This is a genomic window from Ditibartonella apis (assembly GCF_001952075.1).
Taxonomy (GTDB): Bacteria; Pseudomonadota; Alphaproteobacteria; order Rhizobiales; family Rhizobiaceae; genus Bartonella; species Bartonella apis.
In genome coordinates, this window is the sequence record NZ_LXYU01000002.1 from 491,127 (window position 1) to 514,427 (window position 23,301).

Annotated in this window: 20 protein-coding genes and 1 pseudogene; 15 read left to right on the forward strand and 6 right to left on the reverse strand. The window is 45.7% G+C overall.

The window, feature by feature from the left end; translation table 11 throughout:
• Nucleotides 1-177 precede the first annotated feature (177 nt).
• The 9 genes from PEB0122_RS06690 (at nucleotide 178) to fumC (ending at nucleotide 12,529) form a co-directional block, all read left to right on the forward strand.
• Nucleotides 178-2,961 (forward strand): [protein-PII] uridylyltransferase, encoded by a 2,784-nt coding sequence (locus PEB0122_RS06690; RefSeq protein ID WP_075916191.1) that lies wholly within the window; start codon nucleotides 178-180, stop codon nucleotides 2,959-2,961.
• Nucleotides 2,958-4,520 carry a murein biosynthesis integral membrane protein MurJ gene (gene murJ, locus PEB0122_RS06695; protein WP_075916193.1) on the forward strand — a complete coding sequence of 521 codons (1,563 nt, stop codon included), beginning with the start codon at nucleotides 2,958-2,960 and terminating at the stop codon, nucleotides 4,518-4,520. The genes PEB0122_RS06690 and murJ overlap by 4 nt, the downstream gene beginning before the upstream one ends.
• A 74-nt stretch (nucleotides 4,521-4,594) precedes the next feature.
• Complete coding sequence (gene trpS, locus PEB0122_RS06700; RefSeq protein WP_075870315.1) at nucleotides 4,595-5,662, forward strand: tryptophan--tRNA ligase; 1,068 nt, start codon at nucleotides 4,595-4,597, stop codon at nucleotides 5,660-5,662.
• Nucleotides 5,663-5,798: 136 nt separating this feature from the next.
• Nucleotides 5,799-6,875: a sensor histidine kinase gene (locus PEB0122_RS06705; protein WP_225867810.1), complete on the forward strand. Its 1,077-nt coding sequence runs from the start codon at nucleotides 5,799-5,801 to the stop codon at nucleotides 6,873-6,875.
• A 6-nt stretch (nucleotides 6,876-6,881) separates the two neighbouring features.
• On the forward strand, nucleotides 6,882-7,373 hold the full coding sequence (locus tag PEB0122_RS06710; protein ID WP_075870316.1) for a universal stress protein: 492 nt from the start codon (nucleotides 6,882-6,884) through the stop codon (nucleotides 7,371-7,373).
• A gap of 171 nt (nucleotides 7,374-7,544) precedes the next feature.
• Complete coding sequence (locus PEB0122_RS06715) at nucleotides 7,545-8,120, forward strand: NifU family protein (protein ID WP_075870317.1); 576 nt, start codon at nucleotides 7,545-7,547, stop codon at nucleotides 8,118-8,120.
• A gap of 563 nt (nucleotides 8,121-8,683) precedes the next feature.
• Nucleotides 8,684-8,980: a co-chaperone GroES gene (gene groES, locus PEB0122_RS06720; protein WP_075870318.1), complete on the forward strand. Its 297-nt coding sequence runs from the start codon at nucleotides 8,684-8,686 to the stop codon at nucleotides 8,978-8,980.
• Nucleotides 8,981-9,039: 59 nt separating this feature from the next.
• The gene (groL, locus tag PEB0122_RS06725) at nucleotides 9,040-10,674 is read left to right on the forward strand and encodes a chaperonin GroEL (protein ID WP_075916195.1); all 1,635 of its coding nucleotides are present in this window, start codon (nucleotides 9,040-9,042) and stop codon (nucleotides 10,672-10,674) included.
• Nucleotides 10,675-11,140: 466 nt separating this feature from the next.
• Nucleotides 11,141-12,529: a class II fumarate hydratase gene (gene fumC, locus PEB0122_RS06730; RefSeq protein ID WP_075870320.1), complete on the forward strand. Its 1,389-nt coding sequence runs from the start codon at nucleotides 11,141-11,143 to the stop codon at nucleotides 12,527-12,529.
• Nucleotides 12,530-12,736: 207 nt separating this feature from the next.
• Here fumC and PEB0122_RS06735 read toward each other — a convergent pair whose 3' ends face one another.
• A complete protein-coding gene (locus PEB0122_RS06735; RefSeq protein ID WP_075870464.1) occupies nucleotides 12,737-14,368 on the reverse strand; it encodes an alpha-D-glucose phosphate-specific phosphoglucomutase in 1,632 nt (543 codons plus the stop codon).
• Between the two features lie 194 nt (nucleotides 14,369-14,562).
• On the opposite strand from PEB0122_RS06735, the gene PEB0122_RS06740 reads away from it, so the two are divergent.
• Genes PEB0122_RS06740 through PEB0122_RS11725 form a run of 3 tightly spaced genes read left to right on the forward strand, consistent with a single transcriptional unit; the run spans nucleotide 14,563 to nucleotide 15,516 of the window.
• Nucleotides 14,563-15,093: a peroxiredoxin gene (locus PEB0122_RS06740; protein WP_075870321.1), complete on the forward strand. Its 531-nt coding sequence runs from the start codon at nucleotides 14,563-14,565 to the stop codon at nucleotides 15,091-15,093.
• 58 nt (nucleotides 15,094-15,151) lie between these two features.
• Entirely contained in the window at nucleotides 15,152-15,349 is a 198-nt protein-coding gene (locus tag PEB0122_RS06745; RefSeq protein WP_075870322.1) for a hypothetical protein, read from the forward strand.
• A 5-nt stretch (nucleotides 15,350-15,354) separates the two neighbouring features.
• Complete coding sequence (locus PEB0122_RS11725) at nucleotides 15,355-15,516, forward strand: hypothetical protein (RefSeq protein WP_158025421.1); 162 nt, start codon at nucleotides 15,355-15,357, stop codon at nucleotides 15,514-15,516.
• 81 nt (nucleotides 15,517-15,597) lie between these two features.
• Here the strand turns inward: PEB0122_RS11725 and hisG are convergent, their stop codons facing one another.
• Genes hisG through hisS form a run of 3 tightly spaced genes read right to left on the reverse strand, consistent with a single transcriptional unit; the run spans nucleotide 15,598 to nucleotide 18,943 of the window.
• A complete protein-coding gene (gene hisG, locus PEB0122_RS06750; protein WP_075916197.1) occupies nucleotides 15,598-16,293 on the reverse strand; it encodes an ATP phosphoribosyltransferase in 696 nt (231 codons plus the stop codon).
• A gap of 2 nt (nucleotides 16,294-16,295) precedes the next feature.
• Entirely contained in the window at nucleotides 16,296-17,432 is a 1,137-nt protein-coding gene (locus PEB0122_RS06755; RefSeq protein ID WP_075916338.1) for an ATP phosphoribosyltransferase regulatory subunit, read from the reverse strand.
• Nucleotides 17,433-17,449: 17 nt separating this feature from the next.
• On the reverse strand, nucleotides 17,450-18,943 hold the full coding sequence (gene hisS, locus PEB0122_RS06760) for a histidine--tRNA ligase (RefSeq protein ID WP_075916199.1): 1,494 nt from the start codon (nucleotides 18,941-18,943) through the stop codon (nucleotides 17,450-17,452).
• A 372-nt stretch (nucleotides 18,944-19,315) separates the two neighbouring features.
• Between hisS and PEB0122_RS06765 the strand changes: the two genes are divergently transcribed.
• Nucleotides 19,316-20,059, forward strand: a complete 744-nt coding sequence (locus tag PEB0122_RS06765; protein ID WP_143238804.1) for a hypothetical protein — start codon at nucleotides 19,316-19,318, stop codon at nucleotides 20,057-20,059.
• A gap of 53 nt (nucleotides 20,060-20,112) precedes the next feature.
• On the opposite strand, the gene PEB0122_RS06770 is transcribed toward PEB0122_RS06765, so the two are convergent.
• Nucleotides 20,113-20,685: a DNA-3-methyladenine glycosylase I gene (locus PEB0122_RS06770; RefSeq protein ID WP_075916203.1), complete on the reverse strand. Its 573-nt coding sequence runs from the start codon at nucleotides 20,683-20,685 to the stop codon at nucleotides 20,113-20,115.
• Between the two features lie 86 nt (nucleotides 20,686-20,771).
• Nucleotides 20,772-22,277, reverse strand: a pseudogene (gene xseA / locus PEB0122_RS06775) (exodeoxyribonuclease VII large subunit); the annotation flags it as partial.
• A 154-nt stretch (nucleotides 22,278-22,431) separates the two neighbouring features.
• Between xseA and PEB0122_RS11945 the strand changes: the two are divergent.
• The gene (locus PEB0122_RS11945; RefSeq protein WP_263969914.1) at nucleotides 22,432-22,554 is read left to right on the forward strand and encodes a hypothetical protein; all 123 of its coding nucleotides are present in this window, start codon (nucleotides 22,432-22,434) and stop codon (nucleotides 22,552-22,554) included.
• Nucleotides 22,555-22,935: 381 nt separating this feature from the next.
• The gene (locus PEB0122_RS06780) at nucleotides 22,936-23,202 is read left to right on the forward strand and encodes a DUF6460 domain-containing protein (protein ID WP_075870328.1); all 267 of its coding nucleotides are present in this window, start codon (nucleotides 22,936-22,938) and stop codon (nucleotides 23,200-23,202) included.
• The last annotated feature ends 99 nt before the right edge of the window (nucleotides 23,203-23,301 follow it).

Sequence of the window (23,301 nt, forward strand, 5' to 3'; positions counted from 1 at the left end):
TATGGTCTATTGGCATTTCAATCCTGTCATAAGATATTGCCAAGACACCTAGCGCAAGAAAAACAAGATGTCATCCTCTTTCTCGCTTACTGCCTATATAGGCTATTCCAAGAAATTCAAATATAGTCTAGATTCGTTTCCAGTTACAAAAATGTGTCATCAACAGATTGGTCAATAATGGGCGCTTCACAAAAAAATCTTGTTCTGATTGAAGAAAAAGATCTTCGCCAGAAGATGGAAGAACTCATCAAAAATGAAGAAGGCGCAGACATAGGTTTGAAAATTAAACCGAAAATTGTTTCTCTTCTGAAAAATATTATTGCTGACGGACAAAGAGAAGCTGAAATTATTCTTCAACAGAATGGCAAAGGTCGCCAATGCGCCCGCCGGTTAAGCCTGCTCATTGATACAGTTATCACAACACTTTATAACTTTGTTACCGAAAGAATTTATCCCCTCCCCAACCCTTCAAGCGGTGAACGCATCGCTCTTGTGGCGGTTGGTGGTTATGGACGGGGAACCTTGGCACCGCATTCCGATATCGACCTTCATTTTTTGTTGCCATGGAAACAGACGCCATGGGGCGAACAGGTTATGGAATATATCCTCTACATGCTTTGGGATGTTGGCCTTAAAGTTGGACATGCAACAAGAAACATTGATGATTCAATCCGCATGGCGAAAGAGGATATGACGGCTAGAACCGCCCTCCTTGAAGCGCGCTTTCTGATTGGCAATCGCGGACTTTTCGATGAATTGATGCGGCGTTATGAAGATCAGGTTGTCAAAGGCACTTCTCCTGCTTTTATTCGGGCAAAATTACTCGAGCGCGACCTTCGCCACAAAAAAGCGGGTGAAACACGTTATCTCGTCGAGCCCAATGTCAAGGAAAGCAAAGGCGGCCAACGCGATTTGCAAACCCTGTTGTGGATTGCCAAATATCATTACCGCATCACTTCGACTGATAAACTTGTGACACTCGGCGTATTATCGAAATCGGAACTTCGCGTTTTCAAAAAAGCTGATGACTTTTTATGGGCCGTGCGTTGCCATATGCATTTTCTAACAGGCAAAGCACAGGAACGTTTGTCTTTTGATATCCAGCGCGATATCGCCCATCGTCTGGGCTATACCGCCCACCCCGGTATGGAAGATGTCGAGCGCTTTATGAAGCACTATTTTCTCGTTGCCAAACAGGTCGGTGATCTCACCCGAATTGTTTCGGCTGCATTGGAAGAAGAATATGCAAAACCGGTTCCGGGTTTAAATCGGGTATTTTTGACATTTTCCCGTCGCAAGAAAAAAATTGCCGACTATCCCGGCTTTGTCGTCGATACACAACGCATCAATATAGACGATGATGATGTTTTCGTCCGCGATCCGGTAAATCTCATCCGGCTTTTTTATCTATCCGATATTCACGGGCTGGAATGCCATCCCCATGCTGTGCAGGAAGCATCCCGTTCTCTCAAGCTTATTACCCAAAAGGTTCGTGAAGATAAGGAAGCAAACCGGCTTTTTATTGCTATTCTGACTTCGCCCCGTAATCCGTCACTTATTTTGCGGAGAATGAATGAATCAGGAGTCTTGGGAAAATTCATCCCCGATTTCGGCAAGATCGTCGCAATGATGCAGTTCAATATGTATCATCATTACACTGTTGATGAACATTTGTTACGCTGCATCGCCTGCCTTAGCGAGATTGATCATGGCGAAGTTTATCAGGATCATCCGCTTGCATCCGCAATTGTGCCGACTTTCAAAAAAGAGCGGACGATTCTTTTTGTAGCTTTATTTTTACACGATATTGCAAAAGGCAGACCGGAAGACCACTCGATTGCAGGTGCCAAAATTGCCCGCAAGCTTTGCCCGCGTTTCGGGCTGTCGCGGGGCGATACAGAACTTGTCGCCTGGCTCATCAAAGAACATCTCACCATGAGCATGGTTGCCCAGTCACGCGATCTTAATGACCGCAAGACAATTGAAGACTTTGCCAATATTGTTCAGACAACCGACAGGCTCAAATTGCTGCTCGTGCTTACCATATGTGATATCAAAGCTGTTGGCCCCGGCGTCTGGAATGGCTGGAAGGGGCAATTGCTGCGTACACTTTATCATGAGACTGAAATCGTCCTGACCGGTGGTTTTTCGCAAGTTCCAAGGACCGATCGCATCAACGCTTCGAAAGAACGCCTTCATGATGCGCTTGAAAATTGGAGCGAAGATGAAAAACAACATTATATCGGCCTACAATACCCGAACTACTGGTTAACGGTTTCACCGGAAGACCAGATCAGGCAGGCCAATTTTATCCGTGATGCCGATAAGCGCAAAGCCCCGCTTGCGACGATGTCGGATCCACACCGGTTCGATGGTGTCACAGAACTTACAATTCTTGCGCCTGATCATCCGCGGGTTCTCTCTATCGTCACTGGTGCCTGCGCTGCAGCTGGCGGCAATATTGTTGACGCCCAGATTTTTACCACCACAGATGGCCGTGCCCTCGATATCATTCTCATCAGCCGCGAGTTCAAGCTTGATGACGATGAAACACGGAGGGCAAACCGCGTCGGTAAAATGATAGAGGATGCTTTGACTGGAACAATCCGTTTGCCGGAAGTGATTGCACAACGTGCAAAACCACGGCGCGCTGCCAAAGCCTTTGACGTCACACCAAGTGTGGAAATCAACAATACATTGTCGGACAAATTCAGTGTGATTGAAATCGAAGGCCTCGACAGACCGGGATTGCTTTTCGAAATTACAAAAACACTGTCCGATCTTTCGCTTGACATTGCTTCTGCACATATTACGACCTTCGGAGAAAAGGTTATCGACAATTTTTACGTCAATGATCTTTTCCGTCACAAAATTATCAACCCGCAAAAACAGGCCACTATACGCCGCAAATTATTGGCTCTCATCGCAGCAGAACAAATGGAAAATATAAAAAGACCATGAGCCTCATCAAACAATTCGCGACCGTTGCATCCGGCACATTGATGAGTCGCCTGTTCGGTTTTGTTAGAGAAATGCTTATGGCTGCCGCTGTTGGTACAGGGCCGGTGGCCGACGCATTCAATGCCGCATTTCGTTTTCCCAATACATTCCGTCGCCTTTTTGCCGAAGGTGCGTTCAATTCAGCCTTTGTGCCCTTATTTGCCAAACAGATTGAAGAAGACGGCTTCGATAGTGCACGGCGTTTTTCCGAAGAAGTTTTCGGCGTGCTGTTTTCGATATTATTGATCCTCACTATCATCATGGAGCTATCCATGCCGTTTCTGGTGCGCTATGTCATTGCACCGGGCTTCACTGATGATGCAACAAAATTCAATGCAACCGTCCGTTTTGCAACTATCATGTTTCCCTATCTTGCCTGCATGTCACTCGCAGCAATGATGGGCGGAATGCTCAATTCGCTTCACCGCTATTTTGCTGCGGCGATTGCACCGGTTTTTCTCAACATTATTCTTATCGGCGTTCTTTTTTACGCATGGGTCTATAAGCTCGACCCCTGGCATGTTGGCGTTGATCTTTCATGGGGCGTTATGGCCTCCGGTATTGTGCAACTCGTTATTGTGTGGATTGCTGTTGCCAATGCCGGTATGAAAATCGGTTTTCGCCTTCCCAGATTCACCGAAAATGTCCGCCAGCTCCTTTGGCTTGCATTACCTGCCGCCATTACCGGCGGCATCACACAAATTAATCTGCTCATCAACACCAATATTGCTTCTGCAGAATCCGGCGCCGTCTCGTCACTTGTTTATGCCGACCGGCTTTATCAACTTCCATTGGGTGTTGTCGGAATCGCCGTTGCCACAGTCCTTTTACCCGAACTTTCCCGTGCACTCAGAAGTGGCAATCTGAAAGAAGCCGATAACTTGCAAAACAGGTCCGTTGAGTTCACTCTTCTTCTGACGTTACCTGCGGCTGCCGCATTTCTTGTTATGGCAGAACCGATTGTGCGCCTCTTATTCGAGCGCGGGCATTTTTCTGCCCAGTCGACAACAATTGTCGCAGGAATTTTGGGCATCTACGGTTTGGGTCTTCCAGCTTTCGTGTTGATAAAAGCATTCATTCCGGGTTTCTTTGCCCGCGAAGACACAAAAACGCCGATGATTTTCGCCGGAATTTCGGTCGTCGTTAATATATCGCTTGCTTTGACGCTCTTTCCGGTCTTATCGGCACGTGGAATAGCCATAGCCGAAATATCGGCCGGCTGGGTCAATGCCATTTTACTGTTCATCACTCTTGTCAAAAGACGTCAATGGGGACGTGATAAAATTCTTCTAAAGCGTATTCCAAGAATATTGCTCGCAACATTGGTCATGACGGTCGCCCTTCATTATGCTGTCGGCTATCTCGAATACCCGCTATCGGCAAGAGCTCCATTGACTTATCGTGCAAGCAGCGTACTTGCTCTGGTATTCGGCGCGATCATCGTTTATTTCGGTTCTGCATTTCTTTTCGGTGCAACAAATATATCGTTGATTAAAAGAGGGTTGCTGCGCAAGCGGTAAAGGTTTTCAATTGCTTTCAACAGAAAGCTTTGACAAAAACAGTTATAATTTTTTTAAAGATCGGATTGTCTATTATGAGCACATTCAAACAACGTGTTTTTTCTGGAGTTCAAGCGACCGGAAATCTTCATCTGGGAAATTATCTCGGTGCGATCAAGCGTTGGGTTGAATTGCAAAAAGACTATGAATGTATCTATTGCGTGGTTGATATGCATGCACTCACTGTCAACCCCGCCCCACATGATCTGATGAGGTCGACACGCGAAGTGACAGCAGCATTTCTGGCAGCCGGAATTGACCCGAAACGTCACATTGTGTTCAACCAGTCACGCGTTCATCAACATGCCGAACTCGCTTGGATTTTCAATTGCGTTGCCCGTATCGGCTGGATGAACCGCATGACCCAGTTTAAAGACAAAGCGGGGAAAGATCGCGAAAATGCGTCTCTCGGCCTCTTTGCCTATCCAAGTTTGATGGCTGCCGACATTCTTGTCTACCGTGCAACAAAAGTTCCTGTTGGCGAAGACCAGAAACAGCACATCGAATTGACACGCGACATTGCGCAGAAATTCAATAATGACTATTCCGAACGTATTGCCGAACTTGGCGTAGGTGTCGAAATGCAAGTCGGTGACGAAACAGTCAACGGCTTCTTCCCGCTCACAGAGGGGTTGATTGGCGGCTCTGCCACACGTGTCATGTCACTGCGTGACGGAACGAAAAAAATGTCGAAATCCGACCCGTCCGATTTGTCGCGCATCAATTTGATTGACACAGCTGATGATATTTCCAAAAAAATCAAAAAGGCAAAAACCGATTCAGAGCCATTGCCTGAAACTGTTGACGGTTTGAATGACCGTCCCGAGGCCGATAATCTCGTAGGCATTTATGCAGCTCTTTCTGGAACCGATAAAAAAGCCGTTATAGCAGAATTTGCAGGTAAACAGTTTTCCGAATTCAAGCCGGCACTTGCCGATTTGGCTGTCAGCAAATTGTCTCCGGTCACAGAAGAATTACGTCGTCTCAATAACGAGCCTTCCTATATCGATCAGGTTTTAAGAGAAGGCGCAGAACGCGCAAGCGTTCTTGCCGAAGACACAATGAAGCACGTGCGCGACATAGTGGGCTTCCTTCAGGGATGACTTTCAAAACAATGATGATAAAGGTGCTTTAAATAAAAGCACCTTCTTCTTGAAGACTGCCGCCAAAAATTATTTGCACAATAGCCGAATTGCACTAAATTTAAAATCAGGTGTGAATTTTCGATTGGAATGTTGTGTGGCGTATACTTCAGAAACAGAAGTCAAAAAGGAAGATAAGACAACCAATACGAAACGCGGATTGAACGACAATCCGGAGAGCGAACGGTCACGCTTTATTGCGGAAATCGATTTTTTACGCGATCTTGTCCAACAGGCACCCGGTTTCGTCATCGTACTGCTCAATCGCGATCACCGTTTTTATCTTGTCAATAATGCCTTTATGGAACTTGTAGGCACACGGGAATTGATCGGACACACTGTTGCCGAAGCCATGCCGGAAATTCCCCGACAAGGTTTCATTGCTCTGCTTGATCAGGTTTGGGAAACCAAAGAGCCGTTCCGTGGAGCAAGTGTCCCGCTTTTGATTGAACGGCCGGGCAGCGAAGAACCGGTTTTGCATTATGTCGATTTTATCCACCAACCCATTAAAAATGCAGAAGGTGACGTTATCGGTATCTATGTTCAGGGTATCGACATCACCGAACGCATCAATTTCGAAAACCAGCTCCATATTCTCGCCGGAGAATCGGCTCACCGTGTAAAAAATATTCTCGCCATGGTCAATGCGGTGGTTTCCCAAACGCTCAAAAGCAGCACCGATCTAACAAGCGCCACCGAGAAGGTCGGTGCAAGGCTCAGAGCAATTGCAGAAGCACAGAGTACTTTAAAAGATGAGAGCGGGAAAAAGAGCGACCTTAAGGTACTTATTGAAAATACCATGGCAATTGCTACCGAAACTTATGGCAATATCAAAATCAATGGCCCCAAGGTCAATGTATCGGAAAAGGCAGCGTTGGCGCTTGCCTTAACACTTCACGAGCTCATGACAAATGCGATTAAATATGGCGCGCTTTCGGTTACCTCCGGCCGTGTTTCTGTTACCTGGTCTCGCACAAAGGAGGGTGTTATCAATCTGAAATGGAGCGAAAGTAACGGGCCTGAAATTTCTTCCCATCATAAAAAGGGGTTTGGATCGACGCTGATCGAACGGAGTTTGAGCTATAATCCGCATAATGATGTGAAAATTGATTATGCGCCTAAGGGACTGACATGCCATATTCAGCTCGCGCCCGACGATGCTGCCAGTAGGTGAACAGAAATGTTATCAAAACGATTAAGCCGCCAATACGGACATAAGCGAAAGTTTCTGGCAATTATCGACGAGACACCGGAATGCCGCCGTGCTGTTGCCTATGCATCAAGGCGGGCAAAAAACACCGGTGGAAGATTGATCCTGCTTTATGTGATCGACAGTTCGGAATTCCAACATTTCCTTGGCGTGGGCGATATCATGCGCGCCGAGTCCCATGAGCAGGCTCGCCAGACTTTATCAGCAATTTCTGATGAAGTTCGGGAAAATCTGGGAATAGAAACGGAAACCAAAATTTGCGAAGGGCAAAAGGCTGCTGAAATAGTAAAGCTTATCGAAAGCGATCAGGATATTGCGGTTCTTGTGCTCGCGGCCGGCTCGGGGGCTGAAGGTCCGGGGCCGCTTGTGCAATCTATTGCTGCAAAGGGAAGCGCTTTTCCAATTCCTGTTACAATTATTCCTGATGGCCTAAGTGTGGAAGATATTGATTCAGTTGCTTGACCAACTTTTCCCACCCTATTTAAAACAAAAGCATTTCGAAAAAAGAAACTCTTCACTGCAATGTCATTCCTGCTGGATGACTTGCCTCTTGAATTTTTGTTCCGTAAAGCAGCATATAAAAGGCAATCGAATAACGCACCTTGCATGCCTTGACCATGAAAAGGAAATTATATGTTCATCCAGACAGAAACCACGCCTAATCCCGCAACACTAAAATTCCTGCCCGGCCGGGTTGTATTGGAAGAAGGTGTTGCTGAATTCCGCGATAAAGAAGACGCATCCGAACGTTCTCCTCTCGCTTCCAAACTTTTCACCATTCCCGGTGTTACCGGCGTTTTCTTCGGCTATGATTTCATCACTGTCACTAAAGACAACTCGGAATGGCAGCATCTGAAACCTGCAATATTGGGAACTATTATGGAACATTTCATGTCCAATAGCCCGATAATGGCAGCGCATGTCAATGATGTTCCTGATGTACCGGTTGGAGAAGAGTTTTTCTCGGAAGAAGATAAAGATATCGTTGACACAATCAAGGAGCTTATCGAAACACGGGTTCGTCCCGCTGTGGCCAATGATGGTGGTGATATCACGTTCCGCGGTTTCGAGCACGGTGTTGTCTATTTGAACATGCGTGGCTCTTGCTCGGGTTGTCCGGCTTCAACAGCAACCCTCAAACATGGAATCGAAAATCTTTTGCGTCATTTCGTTCCGGAAGTTGCAGGCGTTGAGGAATACCCCACGTGACGAATCCCGAATAGAGCGAATCCGGACTGTAGAAACTTTAAAGTTTAACAATCCGAGTAGCTATGCTTGTGAATAATTCATTCTTTTTTAACCTTTTGCACAAGGACAGGATGAATCTTGTTACGATCTTTATTCTCCTCATTTGGGTGGCTATTCCGGCTTTTGGCATTAAAGTAAGTTTCCTTTTTAACTTTGCGATAAGACATCCAAACCTTAGGAAAATATCTCTAGCCTTATGTGTTTAACCCATTGAAGCTTATATATTTGTTTGAATTTTTGCTCCTTTGGACAAACTCGATCGGGCTGCATTTTATAAACGCTGTCCGATCTCTTTTCATCAATGTTCCACAAAATACGGCTTTTTATGAGCGGCATTCTTTACCTAAAGAATAACGTTTTCCCAAGCCAGTTCACTAAAAAATTAAAACCAGCTTCTTGACATTATAAGGGGCAATTTTTATCTGTTCTCATGAGTTAGCACTCCCACATCGAGAGTGCTAATCGAGGAAAAACCTCAACGAAATCGAGTTTAATTAAAGTTAAACATTTTAAGGGTTCAAGACATGGCAAAAACCAAATTCCGCCCATTACACGATCGCGTAGTCGTTCGTCGGGTTGAATCAGAAGAAAAAACCGCAGGTGGGATCATCATCCCAGATACAGCCAAAGAAAAGCCGCAGGAAGGCGAAGTTCTCGCTGTTGGTCCGGGTGCACGTGATGAAAGCGGCAAGCTCGTTGCTCTTGACGTAAAAGCAGGCGACCGCGTTCTCTTTGGCAAATGGTCAGGAACCGAAGTCAAGCTGGATGGTGAAGACGTCCTGATTATGAAAGAATCCGATATTATGGGTATTCTTGGCTGATAGCCATTTTCCCATAAATTTTAAAAACAATTCCGGGATAATTCCCAAGGAGATATTAAATGGCTGCAAAAGAAGTCAAATTTGGCCGCGATGCGCGTGAACGTATGTTGCGTGGCGTCGATATCCTCGCCAATGCCGTGAAAGTAACACTGGGTCCTAAAGGCCGTAATGTTGTCATCGACAAGTCTTTCGGTGCTCCACGAATTACCAAAGATGGTGTTTCGGTTGCCAAGGAAATCGAACTTGAAGACAAGTTTGAAAATATGGGCGCACAGATGTTGCGCGAAGTTGCTTCCAAGACCAATGATATTGCCGGTGATGGCACCACAACAGCAACTGTTTTGGGTCAGGCAATTGTTCAGGAAGGTGCAAAAGCTGTTGCTGCCGGAATGAACCCGATGGATTTGAAGCGCGGCATTGATGCTGCTGTTAATGAAGTTGTCGACAATCTTCTGAAAAAAGCAAAGAAGATTAAAACTTCTGCGGAAGTTGCACAGGTTGGTACTATTTCAGCAAATGGCGAAACCGAAATCGGTAAAATGATTTCCGAAGCGATGCAGAAAGTCGGCAATGAAGGCGTTATCACAGTCGAAGAAGCAAAGACTGCCGATACAGAGCTTGAAGTTGTTGAAGGTATGCAGTTCGACCGCGGTTACCTTTCTCCTTACTTTGTAACCAACACAGAAAAAATGGTTGCCGATCTGGATGACCCTTACATCCTGATCCACGAAAAGAAACTTTCTAACTTGCAGGCTCTGCTTCCGGTTCTTGAAGCTGTTGTCCAGGCGAGCAAGCCTTTGCTTATCATTGCAGAAGATGTTGAAGGTGAAGCTTTGGCAACTCTCGTTGTCAACAAATTGCGTGGCGGCTTGAAGATTGCTGCGGTCAAGGCTCCGGGCTTCGGTGACCGTCGTAAAGCAATGTTGGAAGATATTGCCATTTTGACATCCGGTCAGGTTATCTCCGATGACCTCGGCATCAAGCTCGAAAACGTCACACTCGACATGCTCGGCCGCGCAAAGAAAGTTACCGTTTCAAAAGAAAACACAACGATTGTTGACGGTGCTGGCAAGAAGCCTGAAATCAATGCACGTGTTAACCAGATCAAGGCCCAGATCGAAGAAACAACATCCGATTATGACCGTGAGAAACTTCAGGAACGTCTTGCCAAATTGGCAGGCGGTGTTGCTGTTATCCGCGTTGGCGGTGCAACAGAAGTTGAAGTTAAAGAGAAAAAAGACCGCGTTGACGATGCTTTGAATGCAACACGCGCCGCTGTTGAAGAAGGTATCGTTGCTGGTGGTGGTACTGCCCTGTTGCGCGCAGCCGCTGACCTTAAAGTAAAAGGTGCCAATTCGGATCAGGAAGCCGGTATCAATATCGTTCGTCGCGCTTTGCAGGCTCCGGCCCGTCAAATTGCAACCAACGCTGGCGATGAAGCTTCTATCGTTGTTGGTAAAATTCTTGAAAACAAGAGCGAAACATTCGGTTACAACACAGCCAATGGCCAATATGGCGATTTGATTGCTCTGGGCATTGTTGACCCTGTAAAGGTTGTCCGCTCTGCTCTTCAAAACGCTGCTTCCGTTGCCGGATTGTTGATCACAACCGAAGCCATGATTGCCGAGCTGCCGAAGAAAGAGGCTCCAATGCCTGCAATGCCGGGCGGCGGCATGGGCGGTATGGACTTCTAATAAAGAAGTTCACGACAACGTTAATGAACGGGCCTTCGGGCCCGTTTTTTTATACCAGGTTCGTCATCACATCCTCGGTTTACGCGTGGCATAAATTCGCCAAGCCGTCGGTTTATCGTCAATACAAACAGCATGGAGCCAATATTTAAAAAATAGATTATTTCCGTCACTAAAAAATGCGGTCGAGTTGGTGTTTTTGTTGTCTTTTAAAATTTTTAAGCCACTTTTAATTGGTAGCGTATTATTTCTTCAGCCAGTTTTGGGCTGTTTCATCAGAAATATGTAATAATATGCCGCTCATTTTTTCGCTTCAGTCTTATTGTTTTATTATCCGGTTTTGCGGGCGACTTTTTCTCACCAAAATATGTATAAAAACAGGTTCAAGATATAGTTTCGATCCCGTTTAAGGCCTTTTCTCATTGCTTTTCTTGGTCTATCGTCTCCTCAACCACAGAGGAGTTTTATCATGGTACAAACCCGTACAGAAACGGATACATTCGGTCCGATCGAGGTTCCCGCAGACCACTATTGGGGGGCACAAACAGAACGCTCTTTGCACAATTTCAAAATTGGCGGCGAAAAGCAGCCATTGCCGCTTATTCATGCCTTGGGACTTATCAAAAAAGCCGCAGCCATGGCCAATATGAAAGCCAAAAAGCTTTCGCCGGAGTTGGGAAAAGCAATTATTGCTGCTGCCGATGAAGTCATTGGCGGAAAACTTGACGACAATTTTCCACTCGTCGTCTGGCAGACCGGTTCGGGCACGCAAACCAATATGAATGTCAACGAAGTTATTGCAAACCGTGCTATCGAGATGCTCGGGGGAGAAATGGGATCAAAAAAGCCTGTTCACCCCAATGACCACGTTAATATGAGCCAATCATCCAACGACTCATTTCCGACAGCCATTCATATCTCGGCGGCTTTAGAGACCATCAACAAACTTTTCCCGGCAATCGACCATCTCACGATTGCGTTGAAGGACAAAGAAAAAGAATTTTCCAAAATTATCAAAATCGGTCGCACCCACACACAGGATGCCACGCCGATCACGCTGGGACAGGAATTCTCAGGTTACCGTGCAGCACTCGAACATAACAGAAAACGCATCGAGGCGGCACTGCAAGATGTTCTCAAACTTGCCCAAGGTGGTACGGCAGTCGGTACCGGTTTGAACGCACCAATCGGTTTTGACAAGGATTTTGTCGAAGCAGTGACCGACATTACAGGCGTTGCATTTGAAACTGCCGATAACAAATTCGAAGCTTTGGCAAGCCACGGCGCAATTACCAATTTCCATGGCAGCCTCAACGCTTTGGCAACCGATCTTTTCAAAATTGCCAATGATATTCGCCTTTTGGGTTCCGGTCCCCGCTGCGGTCTTGGTGAATTAAGCTTACCGGAAAACGAACCGGGTTCTTCGATTATGCCGGGCAAAGTCAACCCGACCCAGTGCGAAGCAATGACGATGGTTGCCTGTCAGGTTTTTGGCAATGAAACCACGATCACTGTTGCCGCAAGTCAGGGGCATTTTGAACTCAATGTCTATAAACCGGTTATTGCATTCAATGTTTTGCAATCGATCAAAATTTTGTCGGAATGCATGGTGTCTTTTGCAGATAATTGCGTCAAAGGCATCAAGGCCAATGAAACACGCATCCATGATCTTCTCGAAAAATCCTTGATGCTGGTTACAGCACTTGCCCCGGCAATCGGTTATGACAAAGCTGCAAAAATTGCCAAAACTGCCCATAAGAATGGCACAACACTGCGTGAAGAAGCACTGAAAGCGGGCGTATCAGAGGAAGATTATAATCGTCTGGTCAAACCGGAAAATATGATCCATCCGAAATGAGTTAAACCAAACGAACGTTTGTCGTTCCGGTTTGTTTATCTCTTATTCAATTCAAAAAGCCCTGTAAAAATTTACAGGGCTTTTTGTTATATTTGATTTTCCGTTTTAAAAAACGTTTTGCAGTGCGAGATGGACGGTGTTTGAAAAGGCAATGGCCTATCCTTTATCTCAAAGGCACATTCCTGCCTCACCACACGTCTTTTATTCTCAAGTAATAACGCTCGGTGCATCACGTCCGAGTTTTTTCTTCAAATCCACAAGCTCATCAGCTGCGACAATCAAGGCTGCAAGAGCTTCTTGCGGGTCGTCATCCTGCTTTAGCGGATCGGCAACATAATGTTCCATATAAACGCGAACCGTTGCGCCCGATGTTCCGGTACCGGACAAACGATAGACGATGCGTCCGCCACCTTCAAAGAAAATCCGGATGCCCTGATGCTCGCTGACCGAGCCATCAATCGGATCGTGGTATGAAAAATCGTCTGCCTTGGCAATCGTCAACCCTGCAACATCGGTTCCGGCAAGTTTTCCAAGACGTGAGCGCAAATCCTCCATAAGAGCTTTTGCCGCAGTCTGATCAACTTCCTCGTAATCATGACGTGTATAATAGGAACGGCCGAATTGTTGCCAATGTTGCTCGACAATTTCACTCACGCTTTTACCGGTTGCCGCAAGCAAATTGAGCCAGAACAATATTGCCCACAAACCGTCTTTTTCACGCACGTGATTGGAACCGGTGCCGAAGCTTTCTTCACCGCAAAATGTTACCTTTCCGGCATCAAGCAAATTACCGAAAAATTTCCACCCTGTCGGTGTTTCATAAATATTGAGACCAAGTTTTTTAGCGACATAATCGGCCGCGGCACTCGTCGGCATAGAGCGTGCAATGCCGGCAATACCATTGCGATAGCCTTTAACGAGCTTTGCATTGGCAGCCAGAATAGCAAGGGAATCGGACGGCGTGACAAAACGTTTCCACCCCACAATCATATTACGGTCGCCATCGCCATCGGATGCAGCACCAAGATCAGGCCCGTCTTCAGACATCATCAATTCATAAAGATCGTGGGCATGAACGAGATTGGGGTCAGGATGTCGTCCACCGAAATCGGGAAGTGGCGTACCATTCACAACTGTTCCCTTTTTCATGCCCAGACGTTTCTCGAAAATTTCATGGGCATATGGACCGGTCACAGCATTCAATGCATCAAAGCGGAATGTCAAACCACCGGCAATTGCTTTGCGGATGAGATCGAAATCGAACAATTCTTCCATCAGATCTGCATAATCGACAACCGGATCAATGACTTCGACAACCATTGAACCGACTTGCGTTTTCCCCAATTTCGCGATGTCGATATCGCCACAATCCTCTATTTTATAAGAAGTGATATTTTTTGAAGATTCGAAAATAGCCTTTGTTACTTTTTCCGGTGCAGGACCGCCATTCGAAATATTGTATTTGATACCGAAGTCACCCGACGGGCCACCGGGATTGTGACTTGCCGACAGAATGATGCCGCCAAATGCCTTGTATTTGCGGATAAGATGGGAAGCCGCCGGCGTTGACAAAATACCGTTCAGGCCAACTTTGATATGGCCGACTTTATTGGCAGCAGCCATTTTTAAAATTTTCTGGATAACTTCTTTATTAAAAAAACGCCCGTCGCCTCCGAGAATAAACAATTTCCCGGAAACATCACCAACGCTATTGAAAATAGATTGGATGAAATTTTCGACGTAATTCGGCTTTTGGAAAACTTTTACCTTCTTTCGCAATCCGGACGTTCCGGGATTTTGGTCATCGAAGGCAGTCGTAGAAATTGTCAAAATCGCCATATTCATCACCATATGTTCTTCACTGTGATCAATTTAAAGCGATTAACCAAAAATATCGAGTGTAAAATTATCAATCTTTCGGGGGCGAGCTTGCAAGTTAACGGCCGATCTCTTACCTTTCTTATGTGAATTCCGGCTCACACTGCCTGCCTTATCGGACAGGCCGAAAGATATAAAAATACAGGAGCAAATTAATGATCGGACAAAAAGTTCCAAATGTAACATTTCATACGCGTGTACGTGATGAATCTATTGGGGGTTCAAACCCGTTCCGTTGGCAAGATGTCAACACTGATGAATATTTCAAGGGCAAGCGCGTAGTATTGTTCTCATTGCCGGGCGCATTTACCCCAACATGCTCGACCTATCAGCTGCCGGATTTTGAAAAACTTTATCCGGAATTCAAGAAGCTTGGCATTGATGAAGTTTACTGCCTTGCTGTTAATGACGCTTTTGTTATGAATGCCTGGGGCAGACACAACAAATTGCAACACATCAAACTTATTCCTGATGGCAATGGCGAATTCACCCGTAAAATGGGTATGCTTGTCAACAAATCCAATTTGGGTTTCGGCATGCGTTCATGGCGTTATGCTGCTGTTGTTAATGATGGTGTTGTTGAAAAATGGTTCGAGGAAAAAGGTTTCTCGGATAACTGCGAGACTGATCCTTATGGTGAATCTTCACCTCAGAACATTTTGAAAGTCCTCAAGGGCGAGAAATAATATCAATCAAGGCTCCTGCCTATGTTTCGCAGGGGCCTTTTATATTCAAGAGGTCAATATGGGTATTTCATTCAATCTTGACGCGCAAACATTGACTGCATTGCAAAACTTTCTGCACGACAATCATAAGATCAAAAGCGAGGCTGAAGCTGTCGAGCTTTTTTTAAAGAAATCACTTCAGGAACTGGGATATTTGGGAAGAGAACCGGGAGCGGCTACAAGCCCTGATCGTTTAAATTCCAGCAATGATGATTGAGTTCGATGTCTGATCGATCCGATCCCGCTTCAGTTGAAAAACGACGCATAAAATCGCGCTTCTTTGTTCTGTTGATTGTAGCAATCATCCTTGTGATGCTGCTTGTCGCCGTGACATTTGTATTTTTTGATATAACAGGAATTGAGGCGCTTAACAGCTTGGCCTAAATGCGACATGGCCTAAGTATAACGGAAACATCCCGTTTCAAATATATCAAAGCCATTCAGTTTCAATTTGCATCTCGGCTTTTATTTTTTTGCTACTTTACCCAATTTTTCAATAATTTCTTGAACTCCGCTTTTTTCGCGGCTTCTCAACGCTGAAACAAGTGACGCTTGTGATTTTAAAATAACGCCATCATCCAATATTTTTAGCTTGTTTGCCCTTAACGTTTCACCGGTAGAGGTGATATCGACAATCATATCGGCCGAACCGGCCGCAGGAGCTCCTTCGGTTGCACCTAGACTTTCAACAATACGATAGACTTGTATTCCATGCTTTTGTGAAAAGAATTGCTGCGTCAGACGCCAGAATTTTGTTGCAATACGAATTCTACGTCCATGACGCTGACGGAATTCGGCTGCAACGTCGTCAAGATCGGCCATTGTCACGACATCATGCCAAACAGCCGGAACAGCAACCACCACATCGGCAAAACCGAAACCGAGCGGAACTTCAACTTTCACTTTTGTCTCGGAATGGGCAAGCGTTTCGTGGATCAAATCCTGCCCTGTTACACCGAGATCAACATTGCCATAACCCAGTTCACGGGCAATTTCGGAAGCAGATAGAAAAAGAATATCGATATTCTTGTCATTGGCAACGGCCGCCCGATAGTTACGGTCATTGTCGGCAAGAACGATCTCGTAACCGGCAGCTTTCAAGGTGTCCAATGTCTTATCTTTAAGACGGCCTTTCGAGGGAAGTGCGAGTGTAACTGTCATGATTATTTCCCTTGCCCCTTTTGAATCCCGACTGTGCTTTCGTCGTCATTCGAAAGTCTGTCAAGCCAAACCGAAAAACCGACAGCCGGTATCGGTCTATCAGCCCCGAGCATTGTCATCAGACGGTTATAACGTCCGCCACCGATAATAACATTATCATCTTTGCGAATTTCAAAAACAAAACCGGTATAGTAATCGAGCGGGCGACCGAAAGCTGCATCATATTCAACATCTTCAAGCTTGATCCCTTGAGTCGCAAAAGCCCGATTTCGCGCCTTGAACGGCATTAGAAACCGGTCGCTCACCAATTCATATTTTTTCCCGAAATCAAAAAGTGCATCTTCGGCGTCATCAAGGGGCAAGCGAATTGCCAAAAACTCTTCCAAAGCTTCGAGGACCGGTTTGGTAAGCCTTACAGAAGATAAAAGCTGTTTTTCCAAAAGCCGCCTTGCAATTTCTGTCGGACTGCGGCCGGCAGATGGTGAAATGCCCGCATCAAGCATCTCTTCCTCAATATAACTCGTCAATGCTGCTTCATCTTGCGCCTTAACCAGTTTCATCAGATTGTCGGGCAAACTCTGTTCGCTTTTCGGTTCAGCAAGAATATGTAAAAGATCACGCAATTGCTTGGCGTTACCAAAACTGCGCAGCAGCCTTTTTTGCCATGTCGGGACAATACCGAGTTCTTGAAGAACCGAAGCAAACACACTTTGGTCGCCCAAATGAACCCCGTAACCGGAACTCTTCGAAACACGTTCCAACAAGGCCAAGGCTTCTCCTAGTGAACGTGCATCAGCCGCGGCTTCGTCAACATCCCCTAAATCTTCAATGCCTGCCTGATAAAAACCGTTTTCTCCCGAGCGGCTTTGCCTGAAAACTTCACCAATATAGGCGTAGCGGCGTGGTGTTGTTGCACCTGTTTTTATGTGCTTGATACAAACGGGAATTGTAAATTCCGGCCGCAAGCACAAACTGTCGCCATTTTCATTTTCGGTCATAAAAATACGGCGGCGCAAATCCTCTCCCGCCATGTCGAGAAAAGGCTCGGCCGGTTGTAAAATCGGAATTGAAACGGTTTGCAAATGGTTATCGCCAAAAAAATCTTTGATGGCGTTGGCTTTTAACTCGGATCCGGTCATTTTCTTCCCGCTCGACACTACCTATTTTTATCTTGCGCCGCGAGAATTTCTTTAACCGCGTCGACCATTTTGTTTTCGTCTACAGTAATTTGTGCCGGACGGCTTTCACGCCACGTTTTATTATCTTCAATCTCGGCCGACAGGCGTGCCCCCTCAACAAGGTCCTTGATCTGAACCTGGTTTTCGGAGCGTTCTTGAGATCCCTGAATAATAACGCAAGGGGCATGACGGCGATCGGCATATTTCATCTGTGCTTTCATGCCCGAACCGCCAACATAAAGTTCGGAACGAATACCGGCGTTACGAAGTTCTGCAACCATATTCTGATAACGTTCAAGCGAAGTTCGGTCTTTATCCAACACCAAAACGACAACCGGTCCCGATTTTTCATCAAGATCAAGTTTGCCAAGGTTTTTCAACGCCGTCATCAATCTCGAGACACCGATTGAAAAACCGGTAGCCGGAACCGGTTCGCTGCGAAAACGCGAGACCAGTCCGTCATATCGTCCACCACCGCCGACCGAACCGAAAACAACTTTTTGTCCGTCTTCATTGACAACGTCAAACAGCAATTCAACTTCGAAAACCGGCCCTGTATAATATTCAAGCCCACGAACAACAGACGGGTCAATTTTGATCCGTTTTTCATATCCTGCAGCTGTGAAAAGGGCCAACATATCCTGAAGCTCGTTAACGCCTTCTTTGCCACGGTTGCTCCCAGCTACCACTTTTGAAAGATTATCAAGGGTGGCACGGCCATTTTCACCACCGGCATTAATAAAGGATAGAACTTTGGCAATTGCCTCGTCAGAAAGCTCGGCGCCTTTGGTGAAATCACCACTATCATCCAGCCGACCTTTGCCGAGAAGAAGTTTCACACCTTCAGGACCGAACTTGTCAAGTTTGTCGATAGCACGAAGAACAGTGAGCCTTTTTCCTGCATTATCGTCACCTTGAAGGCCTACAAGCTCCAGCACACCGTCAAGAATTTTACGATTGTTCACCCGAACGACATAATCACCACGATCAATGCCAAGCCGTTCCATCGTATCAGCCGCCATCATGCAAATTTCGGCATCGGCAGCAACAGTCGGTGTTCCCACTGTATCAGCATCAAACTGCATAAATTGCCGGAAACGCCCCGGCCCCGGTTTTTCGTTACGGAATACCCAGCCGACACGATAACTGCGATAGGGCTTTGGCAAACTTTCGAAATTTTCAGCAAAATAACGTGCAAGCGGCGCTGTCAGATCATATCGCAATGACATCCATTGCTCGTCATCATCCTGAATTGAAAACACACCGGCATTCGGACGATCCTGATCCGGCAGGAATTTTCCCAGCGCATCCGTATATTCAAAAATCGGCGTTTCAACGGCCTCGAACCCGTAAAGCTCGTAGACATTGCGAATGACCGACATCATTTTTTCGGCGGCATGGAGTTCCGCACTCGTGCGATCAACAAAACCACGAGGAACACGCGCTATCGTTCTTGCCTGTCTATCTGCCATTTTATTCCTGCCGCTAAAACTACAATTGGATTGAAGGATTGCTGGTTTGTAACTCATCCAACACAAAGCAGCAAGCCATGCGTTCTATGCTCGGGAAAGTTTATTTTGATGCATGAATTCGAAAATCTCTTTCTAGAAATCTTCAATACCGTTGCAATAATTGACATCAGCCGGCCGGATTTTACCATGGCAACAATGCGAAACAACTTGTCCACATATTGTTTTGGCAATTGCCCTCTTTAATAGAAGTTGATTATTTCTTTTATCCAAGTCGGTTGCTATCAATTGACTTTGATTAAAGGGTTGCTTCATGGCTGAACAAAAATGTTGAATTACCGTATTTTATTGCTTGTTTTTGTGTGCATTTTTTCCGTGAGCTGCACGAACTCCAAGAAAAATGACATTAATAGCGATGAAGCTGTTAATTTCTTCCAGAATACGATTTCCCAAAAAGGTGCGGCCATTGCTGTCAGAGTCGTTTATGAAGGCCGGTTTTGCCAAAGCACAACAATACGCTTGCGACAAATCGTTGGAGACAGGCTTGACCAGAAAAATTATACAAATGTTTATTCCGGTAGAGATAATTATACAATTGCCGGTTTACCCGATAAAGCGATTTCGCAAACCAAATGGATTCTTGGCAAATCGGATAAATGGTTCCTCGGTAAAGTAACCTTTGAGACGATTTCGGAAAAGCTCACCAATAAAACAATTGCGACAGCATTTTCTCCAATTGCTCCGGGCGATTATATATTGACGGGCCTTGAATGTAATATTGACGCAAATGCTCGTGTCTCGATGGGCGAAAACGGGCACGATACCTTTTTCAGCGATTTATTTTCCCGTGAGAAGTTACCTGTGGCCGGTGCAAATTTTATCCATATCGACAAAAACGAACTTGTTGATGCCGGTATTCTCGACATAAGACATCAATCCAGTCACAGTTTTCTGTTCGGCTCCAACACTGGAACAGCAGAAGGAAGCGTGACATCTGCCCGTTTTCAGGATTATTTGAATAGCCATTTTGCAGATCTTGCGAAAAAAATTAAATTTACCAGTTTTGAAGTTGAAAAAAGTCTGGCTTCAGCACCACAGGAAAATTCGGGGAAAAAATAAGTCCGCTTCAACAAGAAAATCTGTTATTTCCAACAAGCCGAGACACGCGGCCTTTAGCGACAAAAACAACCTTCGATATGGTCGTTGACAATGCCGATGGATTGCATGAACGCGTAGCATGTCGTCGGGCCGACAAAAGTCCATCCACGTTTTTTCAAATCTTTTGAAAGGCGGATTGATGCCGGCGTTATCGGATTTAATTTAAGCGTTGCATAGTCGACATGTTCGAACCGTTCGGATTCGGGCGGCTGAAAAGACCAGAAATAATCGGCAAGGCTACCCTTTTCTTCAACAAGTTTACGAGCGCACTTGGCATTGTTGACAACCGAGCGGATTTTTCCGATATGGCGGATAATACCGGGATTTTTCAATAGTTCATCTATTTTCTCTTCGTCATAAAAAGCAATTTTGTTAAAATCGAACCCGTCGAATGAATTGCGAAAATTTTCCCGTTTTCTCAATATTGTCAGCCATGACAAACCGGCCTGAAATCCTTCCAGACAAATTTTCTCGAATAAATGGTTGTCGTCATAAACGGGTTTGCCCCATTCATGATCGTGATAGGCTAAATAGAGAGCATCCTCGCCTGCCCATGCACAACGGATTTTCCCGTCAGCACCAAGCATTAGCCCTTCTGCCAAAGGTTTCAAAACAGATCCCCCTGATTATCATCGTCAGTCGGATGGCGTTTTTGTTTTTTTGCCGGTTGATGAGCTTTTCCGATTGCCGTTGCGTCAATCGTGTCATCAGAAAATCTGATCTTCAAAAACCCGTTTTCAGGAACTTCACGCGCATTTTTGACAAGCTTTCCTTCTGTATCAAGGACCAGTGCAAAACCGCGCTCGAGTGTCTTTTCGTAAGAAACTGAGTTTAACAGCCGCGCCGCCATATCAACTTTCTGGCGTTGTTTTTCAACGATGAGCACAAAAGCATTCTGAAGCCGCATAAAATAAAACAAACCGGCTTCTTTGGCCTTATCCATAATGGTTTCGGCAAGTCGCGGATTGAAACTCCTTGTCACCGACAAGAGTTTTTGTCTTTTGCTTATCGTTAATGCAATAAATGCCTGTTCCAGTCGCAAGGCCAAATGGTTTGTCTTTTGGCGATTCTGATTGACAAGATTGATAACCAGATGCGGCGAAAGCCCGCGCGCCAACAGATTGAAAACCTGTCTTTTCTTTTCTGTATTGACTGTAAGAGACCGTTCCAACCTGCTTGCGGCTTCGTCAAAACGCCGACGTGGTAATGCGAGTAATTGGTCTACAGAGGGAAGTGCCCGCACTGCGCTATAAAGTTTTTGCTTGCGAAAATCGAATTGGCGAGAAATTCCACCCAACAATCTGGCATAAAGAGAAGCAACACTTGCCTCCAATTCTGCCTTGACGGGAACCGCCATTTCGGCAGCACCGGTTGGCGTCGGTGCACGCACATCGGCTGCATAATCCACCAATGTCCAGTCGGTCTCGTGGCCGACAGCCGAGATAACCGGAATAAGTGAAGAGGCAACAGCCCGTACAACGATTTCATCATTAAAGCCCCATAAGTCCTCAAGACTGCCACCACCGCGCGCAACAATGATAAGATCGGGCTTCGGGATTGGACCGCCGGCTTTCAAAGTATTAAAGCCTGAAACTGCGGCTGCAACTTCGGCCCCGCAAGTTTCACCCTGAACACGCACCGGCCAAACGATGATATGAAGGGGGAACCGGTCAGAAATGCGATGGATAATATCGCGGATGACGGCTCCTGTCGGCGATGTTACAACGCCAATAACCTTGGGCATAAAGGGCAATAATTGTTTGGTGGCAGCATCAAACAACCCTTCTGCGGCAAGTTTCTTTTTTCTTGCTTCCAGAAGTGCCATCAAGGCCCCCACGCCCGCCGGCTCCAGATTATCAATCACAATCTGGTATTTCGATGAACCGGGATAGGTTGTGAGTTTACCTGTCGCAATGACTTCCATTCCTTCTTCGGGAAGGAATTTGAGTTTACCCATAACGCCGCGCCAGATAACCGCTTCAAGGCGCGCTTTATCGTCTTTTAGCGCAAAATAGGCGTGACCCGATGCATGCGGTCCTCTATATCCGGAAATTTCACCGCGCACACGAACATGGCCGAAACGGTCCTCGACCGTGCGTTTCAAGGCACCGGATATTTCGGAAACCGTATATTCGACAGCATTGGTTGCAGCACTATTTTCAGCAAAAAAATCACTCATATTTTCACATTATATCAATTGTTCCTGCTAATCCACACCATAGAACAGTGCGATTATTGTAATCTCAGAAAATCATTGTCACTCGCACAGAAAAACGGGAACTTTTGGACCCCGTTCTGCGTTAAAACCCGAGCTAATTTGCGGAGTAAAGACAATGGGAAAATTACCTGTAGATCATGAACGGGCAAGCGACGTTGCAAAGGAAGTGACACCACCTTTGAAAGGCGGAACACTTGAAAAGCAAGTAAAAAAAGAAAAACAAACCCAAAAAAGCTAGGCATTATCAAAAGCTGTGATAACAAATTTACCTTGCCTATCACACAAATAGATAGGCTTGCCTGTTGGACAAATAGGTAAATTGGCAAAAGGGTGAAAAATCACTATCGCCCGCGGCTTTTCGCGTTTTGCTGCTCTTTTATGCCGGTTCCACTTCCTTGAGGTGTCCAAGGCTGTTTTACTATGGTTTTATAACGACCATAGATCGTTAGCTTTGGGTAATCGGACTTTGTATACATAGCCGCACTTATGTAAAATGCATTAGACAAGTTGCGAATGTCGGGGGGGCTGCTATAGTCTTGAAGCCAAAATGACGAGGATTGAACTTTAAACCATTGAAACCTATCTAGGGTTTCATTTTATCATTTTTGAAGGATAGCCAATGTCGAAGCCGGTCAATTCATTTCTTGGGGATACACCAGGACGTGTTGTCATAAAGCTACTTGTTTTTTCGATTCTGGTCGGCATTGTCATGACACTTTTGGGCTGGACACCGATGGATGTCGTGTGGAAGATCAGCCATTTCTTCACCTCGTTATGGTCAATGGGTTTTGAAGCGTTCGAAAAACTCTTCAATGTGGTGGTCGTGGGCGCTGCAATTGTGATCCCGATATTTATCATTATGCGTATCCTGAGCTTGATACGTTAATGGCTTCGGCTCTCAATACATTTAACAACCGGCTTACGGTTGTGTGATAGTATATCATTGATTTAATTATAAAATTATGTCTTTCAACAAGGCGTGAAA

Bases quoted from the DNA above. Each gene is read 5' to 3' on its own strand.
- trpS (WP_075870315.1), top strand. From the start codon at position 4,595: ATGAGCACATTCAAACAACGTGTTTTTTCTGGAGTTCAAGCGACCGGA.
- PEB0122_RS06745 (WP_075870322.1), top strand. From the start codon at position 15,152: ATGGGTATTTCATTCAATCTTGACGCGCAAACATTGACTGCATTGCAA.
- PEB0122_RS06770 (WP_075916203.1), bottom strand. From the start codon at position 20,685: ATGCTTGGTGCTGACGGGAAAATCCGTTGTGCATGGGCAGGCGAGGAT.
- PEB0122_RS06710 (WP_075870316.1), top strand. From the start codon at position 6,882: ATGTTATCAAAACGATTAAGCCGCCAATACGGACATAAGCGAAAGTTT.
- PEB0122_RS11725 (WP_158025421.1), top strand. From the start codon at position 15,355: ATGTCTGATCGATCCGATCCCGCTTCAGTTGAAAAACGACGCATAAAA.
- PEB0122_RS06735 (WP_075870464.1), bottom strand. From the start codon at position 14,368: ATGGCGATTTTGACAATTTCTACGACTGCCTTCGATGACCAAAATCCC.
- PEB0122_RS06740 (WP_075870321.1), top strand. From the start codon at position 14,563: ATGATCGGACAAAAAGTTCCAAATGTAACATTTCATACGCGTGTACGT.
- PEB0122_RS06755 (WP_075916338.1), bottom strand. From the start codon at position 17,432: ATGACCGGATCCGAGTTAAAAGCCAACGCCATCAAAGATTTTTTTGGC.
- hisG (WP_075916197.1), bottom strand. From the start codon at position 16,293: ATGACAGTTACACTCGCACTTCCCTCGAAAGGCCGTCTTAAAGATAAG.
- murJ (WP_075916193.1), top strand. From the start codon at position 2,958: ATGAGCCTCATCAAACAATTCGCGACCGTTGCATCCGGCACATTGATG.
- hisS (WP_075916199.1), bottom strand. From the start codon at position 18,943: ATGGCAGATAGACAGGCAAGAACGATAGCGCGTGTTCCTCGTGGTTTT.
- PEB0122_RS06690 (WP_075916191.1), top strand. From the start codon at position 178: ATGGGCGCTTCACAAAAAAATCTTGTTCTGATTGAAGAAAAAGATCTT.
- fumC (WP_075870320.1), top strand. From the start codon at position 11,141: ATGGTACAAACCCGTACAGAAACGGATACATTCGGTCCGATCGAGGTT.
- groL (WP_075916195.1), top strand. From the start codon at position 9,040: ATGGCTGCAAAAGAAGTCAAATTTGGCCGCGATGCGCGTGAACGTATG.
- PEB0122_RS06780 (WP_075870328.1), top strand. From the start codon at position 22,936: ATGTCGAAGCCGGTCAATTCATTTCTTGGGGATACACCAGGACGTGTT.
- PEB0122_RS06715 (WP_075870317.1), top strand. From the start codon at position 7,545: ATGTTCATCCAGACAGAAACCACGCCTAATCCCGCAACACTAAAATTC.
- groES (WP_075870318.1), top strand. From the start codon at position 8,684: ATGGCAAAAACCAAATTCCGCCCATTACACGATCGCGTAGTCGTTCGT.
- PEB0122_RS11945 (WP_263969914.1), top strand. From the start codon at position 22,432: ATGGGAAAATTACCTGTAGATCATGAACGGGCAAGCGACGTTGCAAAG.